Here is an 18,192-nt window from a genome sequence, read left to right as displayed (position 1 = left end):
TGGTCATTGTTGCTTTAATGCGTAAGATATTAGCCATCGCTCAGGCAGTGTTGAAAAGTCAGCGACCTTTCGATGCTTCTTTACATGTTAATTGAGTCTTTAGGCTTGCTTTTTCTCATGGTATCTAAGCGCTAAATCACGAATATAAACAACTGAAAATATGTTTAGTTTTTTGCACTTACACATTTTTTCCATTCCTCTAATGGGATATTGTATTCATCAAATTCAGTTTAATCTAAATCGCTAATTGCCCTCATATATAAACCAGGCCAACTCTCTTCTTCAGAAATATAAGCAAATTCCATCTTAAACTTGCTGTTTTCAGTTAGAGTTATTGATAAGTGTGTCCATGGATTTTCAGCGAATATTGAACATTGTTGTAAATCTACTACTAATTTATGTATTTCTCGCTCAATTTTTTCTACAGGATTATTAAATCCTTCATAAAAACTATTCATACTGCCTAGCTTATCAACCCACCTTACTCCAGCTTGACTATTATTTTGATAGAACCTTCCAAAGTATTTTATCTCTTTAGCTTCGTCAGGCAATATAGACCATAGTAATTTGGCTATTGTTTTATAAATATCTTGATCATCCATTTTATTTTCCAGTTTCAGTATTCTTCAAGTTAATTTTATCGCTTGTTTTATTACCGATTACCTGTGTTATATCGAAGCTATCAGGACGTTTACTGTTTCCGGAGTATATAGGTTCTATTTTTACTTTTACACTTTTATTACTATCTAAAGCTTTTTGCCAAACTCGCTCCATCTTATACCATTCTCCACTAGAACCGTTAAATTTTGCGTTTATAGCAACGATATTGATACCCTCTCCAGGACCTCCGAACATAGAGGCAATCAAATGACCCCCATAATCATCATCTAGTCTGTCTTTACGTCCCGAAACTCTTTGCTGGTAACCATTCCTAGCGTTAGTATCTAGTGATAGATCTGCTTCAACAGAAGTGACACGTGAATTTTTGTTAGTGGTGATGTTTGAGGCTTGGTTGACCTCGTTGTAGCTTGAGCTGTTTGATTGGCTCTTTTGTGAGCCGATGGTGGCTTGGATGCGGGTGTTGCCAAGGACTGCTAGGCTTTCTTTCTTAAAAACGTTAACTGTAAGAAAATAGCCTGTAGATTTGGGTTCTTTAATTGTCGTGAAATATGCGGGGCATGGGTTATTATTCTTTAATAGTTAGCTTCGTGCCTCGTTCCTCAGCAGGGGCATACAGGTTGATGCTTGGGTGAAGTAGTTCTTTAATATTTAATCTAATAAGATACTGGATGCAGCAAGCTCCACCCAGCCTACGCGCTAGCAAAATAAAACCCTATACTCATTTTTTGACGGTATCTAAGCATTTTTTCATTCCAAATTATCTAAGCACCATTCATATGCCTCTAAAAAAACATCACTAATAGTATCTTTTGGTAACTCTAAACTAACTATAAATTCAGAACCTTTATCTTTATCTTTATCTTTATCTTTATCTTTAAAGATTATTAAATATAATTCATTGCTATAACTAATCTTATTTCCTAAAAGTAATGAATACTTCCAAACCTGATCATTATCTATACTGGGGAAGCGTATTCTATCTAAAATCTCGTATAACTTTATTGCATCTAATTCAAAAATATATTGACTTCCCTGTCATTTTTTTATTGGAGTCATAGTGTAATTTTAATTCTGCCAAATAATCACTGAGAGATATTGAAACATCAAAAAAATTTTTGGAATAGTCTGATTTTTTGTAATATAGGCAAATATACCTTCTCCAAAATCAGGATAAGATCAATCTTTCACCACATCTATGTATATTGCAAATTTATCAGGATTATCAAAAATAATATTTTTATAATTCCAAAATAAATCAGATATGAATACAGCATTTATATAGAGTTACTATGTTTTCGGTAATTGAGCTTCTAGCGCTACATTATCAGGCAACATTTCAAAAATATTTTGAATAGTTCCTTTTTTTAATACAATCTCTTTAAAGTTATTTCCGTTGTCTTCACTGTAAAATAATCTTTCCGTATCCTCATTAAAGCCTAGCTGCAAACTTATACCTCCATATCCTTCCCACCCCGTATAAGCCATACCTAACTCTGAAGTATTTAATGATATAATATTAGGAACTTTACCATAGCTTAATTTTCTATTATCTACAGTATTTGAACCTAATTCACCATTATTTTTTTCTGCTGGATGATAAAGGTCGTTTGCAGACTGTTTTAAATTAAAAAATATAGTGTCTAGTGTATGATTAAAAGCCACTTTTTTAGGAAAAATTTCATCATCAATAATAAACATCATTGTTCCATAATAAAATTCATTTTCTTTAGAAAGTACTTCCCAAAAAATTCCAAATTTATAATCGTCGTCTATAATTAGCATTATTGCAACCTTGGGTTATCTTTGTGTTTTGGAAATAAATCTCGAAGTTTAGATTTAGTGATATTGTCTAACACCAGTTTTGCTTTGGTATCTGCACTACCTCCAGCCCAATGCCAAGAATCACGACTGTTGGTAAACTGATGAACTTCCCCTTTATTGTCGATTGAATACCTTTTACCTCCTAAAGCTTTTGAGCTCTCAAAAATTTGTAATGAGTTTATTGGTTCAATACCTGCAGGCAACTTTCCATTTCCCCCTCCATATCCAGATGTATGTTTAGGATTTGATTTATAAGTCAAACCGTTAGTAGCTTCTACTGGTTTAGCATAAGGAATAGCTGAACCTTGCTGCGGAACTCTAGCAGGATCTTTAAGATTAGGTTTACTTGGCGGATATACATTTGGATCATACCAGCGACCATCTTTTCCTTCATAGGCTTTATTGAATTTACCCTTATCATCTATAAAATATTTAACTTTAATACCATTTTCAGTCTTAGTACCTGTTACTTGAAAAGAGTCTAAATTTTCCCAACAGTCATTATGAACCCAGACTCCATAAGTACTATCACTACCAGTGACAAAGTACGTGTGGTCGTTATTAACCGTTAAGTTGTAGGCAGACAATGACTCTTCTGTCTGTGTCACACTTTGAACCACCTGCCACTGACCATCTTCAGATAACAGCTGATAACCTGCTTTTAGATTACTAGCGTCTATCCATTGTGCATTATCGATATTGCCTTGATAATTATGCCTTTCTGACGATTGTGGTAGTTGAGCACCTGTATTAACTTGGGTAAAGAAAGGATGGATTTTATTAGACACGATAGTCTGAGTATTACCGTTACTGTCCTTAATAGTAATATATACGGTAGCATTATAAGTATTATTATAATGGTTCGATACGCTTTGATAGGTTAACTTCCCAGTTATCTCGTTCTTAGACAGCACCATATTGCCAATTCGAACTTCGGAAATAGGTCTATAACCAGAAATGGTTTTAACTAGCATATCCCCACGGAAGGAGCAGGTCTTACCAGCTCTATTAGCGGTCTGATTAGATGGTTTATTCGCTCTTGATTTTACAACTTGCGTATTTTCCAGTACTTCTAGTAATGCCCTTGATTTTAGTGGAGAGAAAGCAGTTTTCAGTATGGCTAACTTCTCTGCGTCATTATCAGCTGCCAGATAGGCTTCTAATACTCCCACTGGCCAAACGACTATACCTATAGTTGCCGCTATAGCTTTCGCTTCATTGTCAGAGAATCCTCTTCTATTAACAGGATTACCTTTTGAGTCGCATTCTCCAGGATCACACCATTTACCGTTTATCATACGTCCATCATTTTCCTGAACCGCCACCAACGCCGTCTCACCTGCATTCACCGCATCAGTGACATTGCGAGTAGTTACGCCAATAGCCACGCCTGTTAAGCTTGCGATACTACTGATAGTATCTTTTTGCTCAGCCGTTAACTCGCTAGTTGGTTTTTGATAAATAAGTTTAGATAATAGTGGTGCTGTGGCTTCTCCAGCACTAGCTCCTAACCCACCTGTCACAACATCATTGCCAGTAGCATAGCTAACCGCTGCTCCTAAGAGTAAATGTGCTAATATATGTTGTGGACTACCCACACCAGCTAGTTCGTTGTTTCCATTTTTGCTGTTTTCAAAATCATTGCCTTTAAATGCTTGACCAATTTGATAAGCAATTTGCGGACTAATAGCTTTTGCAACATATCCTACTGCTCCATTGCTGTTCGGCCCATAAACGGCACTGCTAATACCGTCAAAGATTAAAGACTTTCGCTGTATTTTATCTGCTTCTTGACTATAAGCTTCCCAAGCATCTCTATCCCCGTTTTCTAAAGCTTCTTTCGCTGCGTCTCTTAATTTCTTCTCATCTTGATTAAGCTCAGTCTTAATCTTACGCCGCTCTTGATCAAAGGCTTGAGTGATCTCTGTTTGTGCCCCCAGCTCCTCATTAACTCGCTCTGCATCAAACACATTCTCAAGCGCACCTGCATACTCCGCGCGATTGTCGGTTGTGAAAATACCTTGCTCGTCGTTATAACCACTGACGCCCCCTTTGGTGATACTGCTGTCGCTATCCCCATCCGTGCCATAACCTAAACCATTACTATTGGCCTGAGGTTTATTTTCAGTCATACCAAGACTAACACCAACTTGTATCGCATCGCCTTCATAGCTACTGGTGTTCTCTATGTCTTGAGTAGTAATACCGCCTTTACTGACATACTTGTTTAGACCCAATTCTAGCGCTTTGTCTGTGGTGGTAATCGCACCACCTATCAGCGTGGTTTTACCACCAACTTCTAGATCAAAGCCACCGTCTCCTGTGAAGATGCCCGACTGCTGACCCACCGCTTTATAGTCGGCATTAATGTCAGTCTTACCACCATTGACAGATAGACTAGACCCTGCACCCTCTAAAGCCACATCAAGGGTAAAGCCGATATTCTTTTGATTACTGTCGTAGGTTGCGGTGTCTTGTAGCGATTCGATGTTGACGTCGCCAAGGATTTGGCCTTGGGCTTTATTGGTGTTGATGACCCCGCCTTTGATATTTACATCATTACCGATGTCGAAGGTAGTGGTACCACCGACGTTGACTTGGCTATCGGCATAAGTGACTGAGTCGCTGTTGGCATAGCCTTTGCCTTTGCTGGCACTGGCGGTGATACCGACACCGCTACCTGTTGATGCATAGCCCCCAATAGCCGCACTTGAGCTTGAGTTATCACTACGAGTATTGCTGTTTTGTGCCACGGCGTTAATATTTAAGTTGTTATCCGCTTGGAACAGCGCGTCATTGGTGACGTTAAGATTACTGCCATTGATGTTGATGTTGCTATCGGTGCCACCGCCGGTTGCAATAAGGGCTAGGTTATTGGTAGTGATGTTTGAGGCGTGGTTGACCTCAGTGTAGCTTGAGCTGTTTGATTGACTCTTTTGAGTGCCTATAGTGGCTTGGATACGAGTGTTGCCCACGCCTTTGAGATTGCCATCGAGTAGATCGTACCCCGCACTATTGGCCTCGGCAGCTAAGGCTTTTACCTTTAATAACCCAGCAGCGCCTGCCATACCTTTCATACGTACGCTTTGGGTATTGCCACCAGCATCGACTAGGGCGTCAATGCTCTTAGCACTGTCAATCAGGCTGTTGGAAACCGACACCGTTAGACCACTTTGTTTGAACTTCTGCTCACTTTGATTGGTGTAGACATCTTTGACACTATCGATGTTGATCTGTTTGGCGCGGACAATAGTGTTGCCACGCTCCGTGGAATTGATGTCTTTGTCGCTATCAGCGCCCATACCTGCAATTAGGTTACTACCTGTCTGCTGGTATTTACCGCCTGCCGTGATGATGACGTTGCCGTCGATTGCGCCAACATTGCTGGCAGTATGGGTCAAGGAGGTGCTGGTGTTACTTTCATCGGTTTGCTGTTTGCCAATGGTGATACTGGCGCCACCTGTGCTAAACATGCCTGACTTTTTCTCTTGCGAGATATTAGTTTTACTTGAGGTGTTCTGGGCGGCTAAGATGCTGACATCACCCTTAGTCGCAATAAGCTGAGTACCACGATCACTGATGGCGTTAGTACCTGTGAGGCTGATGTTTTGTCCTGCTTGGATAAATACTTTATCACCCTCAATGTTGCTGCTGATGGCACTATCATTTTGGGTGTCGAAACGGTCTTGCGTGGTCTTTTTACTTAAGAAGCCACTGCTGCTCATTTTACTGGCGGTTGAGAAGTCTGTGGTGGCGCGTCCCTCTGTGAAGGTGACGTCATTGTCGGCAACGATACTGGTAGTGCCTGTTTGACTGTTTAGGGTAGTGGCAACGCCTGTGACGTTGTTACCTGCTACGGTTAAGTTGCCAAAGCTAGTAACATTACTACCGTTATCTTGGGTCTGACCATCAGTGTAGTAGTTATTGCCATCACCAATGGCACGAACCTCATTGCCTGTATTGATCGCATTGAATTTGACGTCGCCTTTCTCGGAGATGATTTGGGTGTTGCCGCTTTGGTTACTGGCGACCCCTGCGGCAAAGACGACATCATTCTTGGCGGCGATAGATAAGGTGGTTAAGGGATTGCCATTAGCGTCTACTTGGCCTTTGAGGCCATCGCCTACGCCAATTGATCCCACTTGGTCAATGCCTGTGCGCGTGGCACTACTTGCGCCAAGCTGATTGCTGGTGTTATAGGTACTACTGGCATTGGTGATGGTATTGGCTTTTAACCCTAGCGTATTATCAGCATAAATAGTAGCGCCGGTGTTGCTAATTTTATCGTCAGCGTTAATCCTAGCATCAGCACCACTTAAGCGACCGCCATTGGTGTTGTTGACGTTATTAGCGTTTACGTTAAGGGTTTTATAACCGTCAATAAGTCCTTGATTGTTGAGGTCTTCCTTGAGATTAATATTGACTTGGGCTGCGGCAATAAAGCTACCATCACCTCTGATCGCACCTTGCTTAGCTCGTACGTAGACTTTGGGGGCAAGCACTGTCTGTGTGCTACCATCGGCAAGCGTGACTTGTTGCTGCTCAAGCCAGACGATGTCACTAGTTAGATTAGCCACTTGGCTTGCTGTGAGGGCGATACCTGGACGTATATTTAGCGTTTGAGCAACACTGATGCCCGCATCCATAAGCCCTTTATACTGCTCGTCCTGATTACTATAGTCACCTAAGTAGTAGCGACCTGTGAGCATCATGATCTGGTCGCGGATATACTGCTGCTCGTAGTAGCCATCACCCAAACGCTTTTGGGTAATGTTAGGGTCAAGCTTTAGGCGCTGTAGCATATAGTCTGAGGTTAGCCAGTTTTTATAGTTAGCAAAGGCAGGATCCGTCTCTACTAAGTAGCTATTGGTACTATCGGCATCGATAGTGTAGAGGCTGTTATTGGGCAGACTTGTCGCACCATCGACACTTCGAATCTCATCGCCTGATGGGGAGACAGCTACCGTAATTGAGCTATTGTTGGTGGGAGCAGCTCCGCCTTGTAGAGCTGATACTGCTGAGCTATTACCATCGATTTGATTATCAACGGCAATCGTATCTTGTACGGATGGGGATAGATCAGCAAACTCCTTAAATCGCGCTACTGGTAGCTTAATAGTGCTCTCTTGAGAGTCAGTAAAGGCTATTGAGTCATCATTATCACGTTGATGATAGCGCTTAAACCCGCCGCGCCACCGTGACTCACTAAACTGACTAGTACCATTTTGAATAACTAATAGTTTGCCTTCACCATCTAGCTGCTCAAGGGTACTGTTACTTTCATCAAAGTCAATACGACCCCCTGCTAGAATTTGGCTTTTGTCATTGAGGACATAATCAGCATCCAGCGTTATATTACCACCAGCAATGATCTGCGCTGGGGCTGAGTCTAGCACTACGCTTTGTCTTTGACGCTCATTAACTATAATTTTTGTCCAAGCTCTAATCTCAACACGTCCATAACCTTCGTTATAAGCGCGTACCGCATTATCTAGTGCTTCATACTTTTCACTATCTTGCTCCTCCCAACTGTTAAGCTCAGCACCATAAGCTTGCAAGGCAGTATCATACTCTTTTTGCTGCTGCTTATATTGCTCAAGCGCACTATTGTACGCACTGCAAGCTGCACTGGCAGGATCACTACAGCTCTCTTGACCTGTAGGCGGCGTAGGCTTAGTAAGGGTAGGCTCAGGTGGCGCTTCTCTATTGGGCGGGGTCAGCTCAAAGTACGCCCAAACAGGATCACTATTCTTATAATTTAAGGTGCAGACGCTAGTAGGCCCATCATCACAGGTAGTCGCACTAGGTATTGGCGACTGACCCAGCTGACCCTCTTCAATAATATTATCATCGTCCTCAGCATATCTATATTGACCTGCACGGCTCCAAGACTCCCATTTTAATTTATCTAAAGGTATTTTGTTGTCAGTGGCTTTAGGTATGATAAATGTCTTTTGGTTCTCACTGCCTGCAACGTCTTGGATCTCAGTCTTAAACGATAGATTTTTATTAGTCAATTTATCAGCAGTGATTGACATATCACCAAACGATTCGATACGACCACTTAGATTGTTAACTTCTTTGGCATTAGCCGTAACCACGCCCTTGTCATCGATAGCGCCACCAATGGTTAGATTTTGATTACTAAGTATCCATGCATTATCTTGTGCCTTACTATTGGTAACAGTGCCACTTTGGTTATTGATCGTATCAGCAATGATCACCATATTGCCTCTTGAGGCGATAATAGCGCCTTTAGGATTTGAGCGACCACCTTGATTGTTTACCGTATTTGCTTTGATTAGCACGGTTGTACCATATATTTTGGCACTATCGTTATCGAGATGATTGGCCTGCAAACTTAAATCATTGGCATTGATTAGACCTTTGTTATGCAAAGTCTTAGTCGCTCTAAGCGCTACGCTATCGCTTACAATCGTGCCAGTACTATCGTTAGTGATATTATTCGCTTGTAGAGTAAGTTTATTACCTGCTTTGAGCTCAGCTTGGTTATTAAAGTTACCAAGTGTTTTAATAGAGAGCTGATTATTAACTTGTAGATTATCGCCTGCTTGATGCGTATAATCTTGCTTGAGTGTGATGCTTGCATCGCCTTGACTGATAACAGAGCCTTGAGCATTGCTAAATTTATCAGCGATTAGCGTTATGTCTTTATCGCTTTTAAGCTCACCTTCTGCGTTAGACAGTGCTAAGGTTTGCGCATCAGTACCTATAGTTAATGCGTCTTTACCGTAGATATACCCTTTGGTATTTTGCAGGTCTTGTGAGAGTGATAAATTATTAGTAGTACCACTGATGTACCCTTGGTTATTATTTAAGGTTTTAGCATTGATAGTGATACTTGGCGCTTGTATGCCACCTGTGAAGTTTTTACCCTCCAGCTGATCGCTATTGCTAATTTGCTGCGCGGTAATATTTATCGCTTTATCAGATAATAATAATGAGTTTTTACCGACGTTCTCTACAGTATCAAAGCCAATATCTAATAAGCCTTTGCTACGGATGGTGCCCGAATTATTAGTGAGCGCGCCGTTTGGATTTTCTTGTTTTAGGCTAATTGTTGAATTGGCGTACAGACTACCTTGGGTATTATCAATACTCGATGCCAAACCATCGATCTGATTGGCAGATACTTCGCTATAGCTTGAATTAATGCGTTTAGCAGCACCTAATGATATTTTATCATCGGCAAAGACTTTGCCATAGCTTAGATCAAGGTTCTCAGTATTTGCATTGAGTTGAATATTTTTAGCTTGCAAGGTGGCTTTGTTTAAATCTAACTCACTACCTACTAGTGTTAAGCTACCAGTAGCAATCGTCTGACCTTGATTGCTTTGTTTATTTTGACTGGTAATGTTCAGATCATATTCATCAGCTGATAAAGTGCCATCCTCACTCATACCAGCAATCATTTTAGAGGTCGCATCTTGCACGGTGTCTTTTGCTTGAATAAAGAGTGTAGTACCCGCAGCTATAGTTGAGTTGTCTAAATTATCTACTCGATCTTTAACCTTTATATCTATCGCTTTAGCGCTACGAACTAGTGCCTTGTTCTGTGAGATGAGCGATTGACTATCAATATCGACATCTTGCTTAGCACTTATAAGGCCTTGGGTGTTATCCAGCTTACCGCTTAGCGTCACACCAAGCGTATCCTCTGCATAAATTTTGCCTTGGGTGTTGTCCAGCTGATTAGCTTTAGTCGTAACCGTTAGACCTTGCATTAGACCTTGAGTATTATTGATATTAGCTTGCGTGATAAGCGTAATATTTTTTTGACTCGCTAAAATACCCGCTGTGTTATCAATCCCTTGCTGACTGGTTATATTAAAACCTTGTTGACTGATTATCTGACCTTGTCTATTGTCAAGTTTCGCTAAATTCCAGTCAGCGTTACTCACCTGAATACGGCTATTATCATTGTTCAAACGATTATTTAATTGCTGGTTATCAGTAATGAGCGTATCGACGGCTATGCTCGATTTGTTTAAATTACTAATATCATTTGCTTGTACATTCACCACGCCAGTAGCAGTGATTCGCGCATTGCTCGTTGTGTTGTTAATAGTAGTGGCTGTGATTGAGCCATTAGCGGTTACAGGAGTGAGTATAGGAGAGGTTGCGGGCACATCAGGGTTAGGTGATGGGTTTGCAGTATTATCTACAACTTGGGTTTGTGTGCCCGTATTAGCCGTACTAGGCGCTGTATTGACACTTGGCGTCGTCGCGATAGGTTGATTTTCATAAAGCGCTTGCCCAATGATCGCCTGATTTTGATTAATGAGCTTTTGGCTTTGTACTGCTAGCTTACCCGTACCTGTTTGCTCAATAAGACCCGTATTATCTAAAGTGGCAGTCTTTATATTAAGCTGTCCACTACTAATAGTGCCAGAGTTTTCAATACGTTGCTGATTGATCGCTTCAGTTTTGTCAAAGCTACTAATAAGACCTGAGTTAGTTAGGTCTTGACTGTCTAAAGTTATGGTCTTTTGACTGCTGCTGATGGTGCCTGAATTATTGATGCTACCTGTTTTTTTGACATTCAATTCTTCTTTTGAGGATAGCATACCTGAATTAACTAGATTACCGTTGCTATCGAGCTGCAAGCCGCCAACATTGGAGGCGATGATGCTCCCTGCATTGGTGACCCCCATACCTTTGTCAGTGCCGATCAGACGGATCTTGCCGGCGTACATCGCTCCCAACGCTGAAACGTCGAGCGCCACGCCTGTCGCTTGATTGCTTGCAGCACTATTAGGAGTAATAACCGTATCTGCCGCATCGGTCTCATAGCTGACTCGATTGCTACCAGTGATGACATCTAAACTCTTAGCATAGACTGCCGCATTAATCTCCGTGGTTTTGGCGAGGATCTGGGTGTAGTCAGCACCGCTAGTATTTAAGCCCTCACCTTCAACCCGAACCGCACCCTTACTGATATCAAAGCCCATCAAGCGGCCTTGATCCATCAGCGCCTCACCGGTAGTCAAGGTAGTGCGCGAGGCATTGATAAAGCCGCAACCGGCGCAAGTGATACCAGCGGGGTTAGCGATAATCAGCTCAGCACGGCCACCAGCAATCTCAGTAAACCCGCTCAAGCGGCTAGGATCGCTTGAATTGACCTCATTAAGGATAACCCGAGCCTCACCGCGTGCTAAATAAGGATTGCCCTCGACCCAACCGGCGAGCTGGGTTTGTGCATTGACGCGACTGTTATTCAAAATAGCGCCATCAGCGCCAACATCGAATTTGCTAAAAACGTTACGCGATACCCCAGCGGCGCTTGGCGATTGAATGTTGACTTGAGCCTACACCTTCTAAAGCGATATCAGCGGTAAAGCCCATGTTCTTCTGATTGCTGTCGTAGGTATAAGTGTCTTGTAGCGATTCGATATTGACGTTACCACGTATGATGCCTTGTGCTTTGTCGGTATTGATGACGCCGCCTCTAATGTTGACATCATTACCAATGTTATAGGTGGTAGTGCCAACATTGATTTGGCTGTTGGCGTAGGTAGATGAAAAAAGCTACGCTCTGTTTAAGATCGTAGCTTTTGTTTTAATATAGTGTTTTTATAGAATGATACTTCGTATACAAATTGGGTTATCATTAATTAATTTCTATGCTGGACGCATCCTATGATACTTCATAAAAAGTAGCGATAGGATCGGGGGAGTTGGAACATCTCTATACTGCCAAAGTCAAAGGTAACGTCACCACCTGCGCTGATTTGGCTGTTGGGTTTAATAAATTAAAAAAGCTACGACACTCATTGTATCGTAGCTTTTATTTAAGTTTAGACCATTGTAGAAATGGGAGCTCCATATAGTTTATGTATCGGAATCAATAGAACTCTAAACACTTTACTTCTTTGTAAATAGTCATATGCTTATATAGAAAAACAGCATAGAAACTAAATTCCTCGTCAATATTAGTAGACCTATAGTAACTGTTGCAAGCATCAAGAATAATTTGAAGATAAGTAATAATTGATTCGTCATTTACATTTAAATATGAATTATAGTCACACTTTTAAATTTCTTATCAAGTTCATAGTCTAAAGAACATAAATTATCATAAAAGGCGTCCCAATTTTCAACTTCTAGCTCATTGTCACTAGATAGCTGACTTTCGATATCTTTAGCGACATCTTTACCAGAGGGATACTGTTTATTCAAAGTTATCACTATACCGTTTTCATCAATATTAACTATATCTAAACACTCTTTTATTTCGATATTGTTCATTATTAAACGCTGATAAAACTTTTTCAATTATTGTCCCACTATATTTCGCTCAGCTCTATTAGCAGCATCTTGGAAAGCTTGGATCATTATCTATTACTCGATAGTTAAAGCCATAGTTTTAAGCTGATTGTTGCGAAATAGGATCACGTGTAGAGACTTTTCCATCTATTTTATGGTTACCATAATACCTTTAAGACTATCTCTAGACATTAGTGCAGCCCATAATAGAGCTAAGATAAGTTAAAAAAACTTGGATAAAGCCTAGATTTAGGTAAAATAAATAGACTAAAGAGGGATTAAAGGTGGTCTGATAGTGTTTACAGCTCTTTTATTAGATACTAATAGTCAGCCCTAGCCGCTTTTAAATACTGCCGTTATTGCCTTAGGTACTGTGCGCAATTAGTAATATGAGGGGATGTCGAGCATTAATGAATGAGACGCTAATAATTTTACTACTGAGCATGCATTATGAAAAAGATTGTATTACTAGTCATCACTAGCACAGTAGCAGCTGTCCCTGTCTATGCGGCAAACTATAGTAGTTTTATTGCTCCCAGCTCTTTAGGTAAAGATGTAGAGGTCTTAAATAGTCAGTATAAGCTGGGTCTAAAGAAGCAAAATTGGAATGGCTACAGTAATGCTGGCGCTGGTGCTTGCCAGCTGGATGTTGAAGTCAATAAAGGTAACAAAATCCGCTCCATTAGGATCATCAATAGCGCAAGTTGTCGTTATATAACTAAGTCAAATGTCACTTATAACAGTAAGACCAATACAACCAAAGACTTACTTAGCCAAGTCGATGTTGAAAATATTCAGTTTATTCCGGGTTGCTTTAACTGCCCCTCAACCATTGCGATCAGCGATAACTTGCTGATCGATCGCTCTATAGACCCTTACTACACTAAGTTTGAAATATCAGGTTATAACAAATCTTACTTAGGCTATATTGCCAAAAAGCTGTTCGGTAATCCGGTTGGTGGCAATTACAATGCCATGATGGACATGCTGGAATTAAGAGCCGCGCAAGAGATAGACTTTTACGATCGTAATGCCTTTAAAATACAAGCTATCAAGAGTTATGATCTGCAAGATAAGCCTTTAAGCTACACCATTATTGTTAAATAGTTTGGGGGCATGCTACTGTTGACAGTGTCATCCCCGCTGTTACTGTTCCTCTTCCTGTCCGTGTTCCTATCAGCATTGTTACCTCTATTGCTCCTGTATAGCTCCTAAGCTTTATTCAGCATTTAGTCCCTCAGCTTTTGTCGCATAGATACTCTTATACATTGGCAAGGCGCTAAATAGCATCTTCCCTATCGTAGTACCGCCACCGTTACGGTAATAGTCAGCAAGCTCAGTACTATATTGTCTTATATCAACGCTGTTACTAGCATTAGGTAACTGCGCATCAGCGGGCAAGTTTGGAAACATAGGCTCTTGGCCTCTTAATGGCAGATAGCGCTGCAGAATGTCAGTGCTGATCTGACTGCCAAGCTTAGCTTGACTATCCACTGGCGCATAGCTACGGTTATGATGCCACTGCAACTGACCGCGATTATCGAGGCCATACAGGTCTTGTATTGGCGAGCTTACTAGTGTCTCTGACTCCACTGGCTGTTGTTGCTCTGGCTCATTGCTAGCTTTTTTCATCAGTGCCAATAGCTGCTCAACTAGCACCTTACTAGTAAAGGTCTGATCCTCTGCTGATGCATTACTCAGCTCATCATCTTGGCTTGGGGTGATTAGTTGCGGATACTGTTGAGTGATATCATGATAAAAGCTCTCGGCATAGTCGCTATAAGACTGTTTATAGCTGTCAAGACTACGGGTGCGCCTAATAATTTGAGCGCTTTGTAGCATCGGGATCAGTTGCTGGGTGGATAATTTAGGGGATAGAGCCGTCAAACTATTCGGCGCTATAAAGTCGAACTGGCTAGCGTCAGCATTGGCGTAGTTATTATCCAAAGCCTTGAGATGCGCTTTGATAACCGCACTGCCAAAACCTTTGGGCAAACTGCCATCGTCCAGCGCTAACTTCAACCATTTGTTCTGCCATTTAGTGCCTAATTTATTATCCAACAGCTCTGAATTAAACAGCGCAAAATTATCAGCCCAAAGATAGATATTGCCGCCCTTAAAATCGATATAAACCGGCTGATTCATACTAGTTTGATTATTGCGCCCTTGATACTGCACACTGCCGAGCATAGTGAATCTGCCAGCTAATGGCTGATAGACGCCTTGAGCGTTAATCGATAACGGTTTGAGTAAATAGGCATCTAGTAGTTGCGCTTTTTTATTATCCGTTACTGAGGTCATATCCTCGTAGTTATCGAACAGCTGCTGATAATAAGGCGATACTACTGCGCCTCGGCTAGCACTAGCGGCAGCAATAGTGCTGCTACTGCTTGTGGCTTGATTTTTAGCGCCCTTAATACGGCTAGTCTCAACGATAGTCGCGCCAGCCGCGCCAGAGGTTTCGCTGTTAAGCTTAGCACCTGCTTTTAGCGCTACCGCTGCGTCACGACTATCTATGCTATAGGCTGTGCTTTCACCTTCATCACTATAATCGCCATAACTGCTATCATCTTCAGGATACTGATTGGCATCCCAAGCCAAATAAGCCTCATTACAAGCTAAATAGTTCTGCTTTAGCGCTTGGCGCTGAGTCTCATAAGCGCTAGTAGAAATATCTAACTGCTGCGCTTGAGCTTGCACTAATAGATCGGCATAAGCTTGGTCATGAGTATCCTCACAGTAGTCATCGATATAGCCTGTTTTCGCTAAGGGTTGTATAGCCGCTGGCGTTGTATTGCCAGCGCTAAATTGCGCCTCATTACTTATTTCGACATTGCTATGATAGCTAAAAGACTGGCGACGCTGCTGCTGTAGCGCCGTTGCTAGAGCCGTTTTTGCAGCGCTGGGCGTGTTATTAGTGGCTATATTAGCTTGGCTCAAAGCAGTGGACTGGCACCCTGCCAATAACAAGCCGGCGCTTACTAATGCTCCTGTTAGCACTAGGCTAGTGGTTTTAATTGATTGCAAACGAGCGAGAGTAGATGCAGGTGCTATGTTCATTTTTTATCCTTAAAGCATAGTGTTAGACGTAACAGATGACCGGGAGCTGCCGTTAATTAGGTAGCTCCTACCTTTGCTAGTTAGAATCATTGACTATCAAGAGAGATATCCGCATCTTCAGTCTTTACGGCATCAACAGCGTCTATATAGTCTTGGGTAGTTTCATAGGTACTGTCGTCATCATAGCTATAGCGAGCATAGCGCGCTTGTCTCAGTTGCTCTGTGCGTTGGCGCTGGCTAGTTAACCAAGCATTACCATCCATAGCTGGTTGCGAGTTGGGGCCAAACGACTGGGCTAATAATGGCGTTAAGGCATGTTGGTTAAAGCTAGCTTGGTCATAGCGAATTTGATTGAGGACCGCAGTGCGTGCACCCATCAAATCGCCGCCCATGTTTATAGTCTGCTGTTTGGCCAATAGTCGATCTGCCCGGTCTAAATAGTAATAGTTGACCTGATTAAAGGAGATAGGACCTATAGCTTCTATCAGCTGTAGTAAGGCGCCAACATCAGCGCTTTGGTAGCCCTTATTATAGAGTTGGATTTTATTAATGGCTTTTTTCAGCGCCGCATCATCAGTATATTTATCAGGGTTAGCCTCGACATAGCGGGCTAAAGAGCGGCTGACATATTTGAGCATCTTACCGATCATCTCACCGCTTTGTTGACTACCGAAATAGACTTTTACGGCGCGTTCAGCCCCGACTTCTTTAGCAAAAGCATCGTCACGGATATCGACCGCACTGAAGTTTTCGGCCGACAACTCAGCCATACTATCTTGTATAGCAGCGATCACAGCATCATAAATCACTGCAGAAGGTAGCTGTGAGGTAATCGTTTCCGGTAAGCCAAAATTCACAGTATGGCTGCTCATTTGTTCAGGCAAAGGCGTATGTTCAGGGTTGACTAAGGCTACTAAAGGCAGTAGAGCTGAGGGGTCAATAGTGATACGGCTGTTGTTAAAATCGATCGCTAATGGTATCTGCACTGAGGAGCTAAGCGTTGGGGTGCTATAGTCATAGCTATAAACACTTTGCAGCTGCTTTTGCTTAGGCTGATAGTGGCTAACACTATTGAAGGTTAAATGCTTATACTGATATGCATTCATCGCCTCTACTTGCTCTGGCGTACGTTGCAACATACCTAAAGCTATGCCGATCATGCCAGCGAATGGATCGTACGCAGCAGCGCCACCTTGCGTAGCCGCTTGCTGTTTCTGGTTTTGCATCGCCTCATAATCTCTTAGCAGACCCTTTGGATTTAGCCTCCCTAGTCTTGATGAGCTGGCACTGCTGTCCTCCTCGTCTGAGTTATCGCCATAAACGCCGTCTTTATCATAGCCGTACTCATCCAAGCCGCGATTGTCAAAACCATTTACATCATAGCCATCGTAGTCATAACCTTGATAATCATAACCGTCTGTATTGTAGCCATCTTGGTCATAACCCTCTCGATCGTAACCGTCTTGATCATAGCCATATTGGTTAAAACCATCAGCATCGTATGACTCTGCTTCATCGCTATTTATTGCCGCTACCGCAGCAGCGACAGCTGCTTGTGCTGCTTCTACCGCTTCATCGTCAGTATAAGCCTCTGCTGCATAGTCAATATCAGAGTCTACAACACAGACTTCATAAGCGTCATCGTTACTACTGTCATTACAGCTATTTGATTGCGCTGCCTCTAGCTCTGCCCTAGCCTCAGCGACTTGTGCATCAGTATCACTATCACTATCACTATAGTCAGCTGAGTTTTGGTTTTTATAAGCATAAAGCTCGATCATGGTTCGCAGTAAACTACTAGATCCAGCATCGATACTGTCGGCTTTGGTAAAAGGTACTATCTGATAATGGGCTTGCGCTACCGCCACTTGTTCGCCTGCTAGATGCTGGCGGATGGCGCTAAGCAAACGTGATTTGGCTTGGGATTCGCTATTAGGGTATTTAGTCTGATCAAATAGCTGCTGATAGCGTTGATCATTGGCTAACAGCTGAGCATTAAATGCGCTTCCTTGTGCGCTATCGACTTTATTAAAATCAATCATCGCTTGGCTAGCGTTCTTCGAGGGCGTTGGGCTAGTCTGACAACCTGACAGCACTACAGCGGCGCTACCGAACACTAACAGATAGGCGGCGGTTATTACTGCAGGTTTTTTATTATGAGGGTCAGCTGACTTCCTGAGCTGCCCCTTATAACGACGCTGGAGGTAATGCGTAGGCAATGACATAAAAATCCCTTTATTCATGCTGATAGCTATTTTTGATTACTGTTTTTGCTTGCTATTTTTGCTTAATAAGGTCGAATATTCAATGCTCACTAATGAGCTGGGCATTGGTAAAAATTAATAAAAATAGCGTCTATATTACTATTTATAACACATAAAATTACATATTAGTAATTAATAA

8 protein-coding genes and 1 pseudogene are annotated in these 18,192 nt (G+C 41.9%); 1 reads left to right on the top strand and 8 read right to left on the bottom strand.

Going from position 1 to position 18,192, the window contains the following annotated elements; all coding sequences use genetic code 11:
* Positions 1–230: 230 nt before the first annotated feature.
* The 6 genes and pseudogenes from JMY09_RS06955 to JMY09_RS06930 form a co-directional block, all read right to left on the bottom strand.
* A complete protein-coding gene (locus JMY09_RS06955; RefSeq protein ID WP_201622870.1) occupies positions 231–602 on the bottom strand; it encodes an immunity protein YezG family protein in 372 nt (123 codons plus the stop codon).
* Position 603: 1 nt separating this feature from the next.
* Complete coding sequence (locus tag JMY09_RS06950; protein WP_201622878.1) at positions 604–1,062, bottom strand: DNA/RNA non-specific endonuclease; 459 nt, start codon at positions 1,060–1,062, stop codon at positions 604–606.
* An 846-nt stretch (positions 1,063–1,908) separates the two neighbouring features.
* Positions 1,909–2,403, bottom strand: a complete 495-nt coding sequence (locus JMY09_RS06945) for an Imm42 family immunity protein (protein WP_201622869.1) — start codon at positions 2,401–2,403, stop codon at positions 1,909–1,911.
* Positions 2,403–11,759, bottom strand: coding sequence for a two-partner secretion domain-containing protein (locus JMY09_RS06940; protein ID WP_227677213.1), 9,357 nt, complete (start codon positions 11,757–11,759; stop codon positions 2,403–2,405). The genes JMY09_RS06945 and JMY09_RS06940 overlap by 1 nt, the downstream gene beginning before the upstream one ends.
* Positions 11,725–11,973, bottom strand: a pseudogene (locus JMY09_RS14805) (hemagglutinin repeat-containing protein); the annotation flags it as partial. The gene JMY09_RS06940 and the pseudogene JMY09_RS14805, both read right to left, overlap by 35 nt.
* 498 nt (positions 11,974–12,471) lie before the next feature.
* Positions 12,472–12,738, bottom strand: a complete 267-nt coding sequence (locus tag JMY09_RS06930; protein WP_201622867.1) for a hypothetical protein — start codon at positions 12,736–12,738, stop codon at positions 12,472–12,474.
* Between the two features lie 441 nt (positions 12,739–13,179).
* On the opposite strand from JMY09_RS06930, the gene JMY09_RS06925 reads away from it, so the two are divergent.
* On the top strand, positions 13,180–13,836 hold the full coding sequence (locus tag JMY09_RS06925) for a hypothetical protein (RefSeq protein ID WP_201622866.1): 657 nt from the start codon (positions 13,180–13,182) through the stop codon (positions 13,834–13,836).
* Positions 13,837–13,947: 111 nt separating this feature from the next.
* On the opposite strand, the gene JMY09_RS06920 is transcribed toward JMY09_RS06925, so the two are convergent.
* Together JMY09_RS06920 and JMY09_RS06915 are read right to left on the bottom strand one after the other, a co-directional pair.
* Entirely contained in the window at positions 13,948–15,789 is a 1,842-nt protein-coding gene (locus tag JMY09_RS06920; RefSeq protein WP_201622865.1) for a hypothetical protein, read from the bottom strand.
* Between the two features lie 86 nt (positions 15,790–15,875).
* Entirely contained in the window at positions 15,876–18,014 is a 2,139-nt protein-coding gene (locus JMY09_RS06915) for a hypothetical protein (RefSeq protein ID WP_201622864.1), read from the bottom strand.
* Positions 18,015–18,192 lie beyond the last annotated feature (178 nt).

It is taken from the genome of Psychrobacter urativorans (assembly GCF_904846695.1).
GTDB lineage: Bacteria > Pseudomonadota > Gammaproteobacteria > Pseudomonadales > Moraxellaceae > Psychrobacter > Psychrobacter urativorans.
The sequence above is the reverse complement of the archived record's forward strand: the minus strand, read 5'-3'. Positions and strand labels throughout refer to the sequence as shown.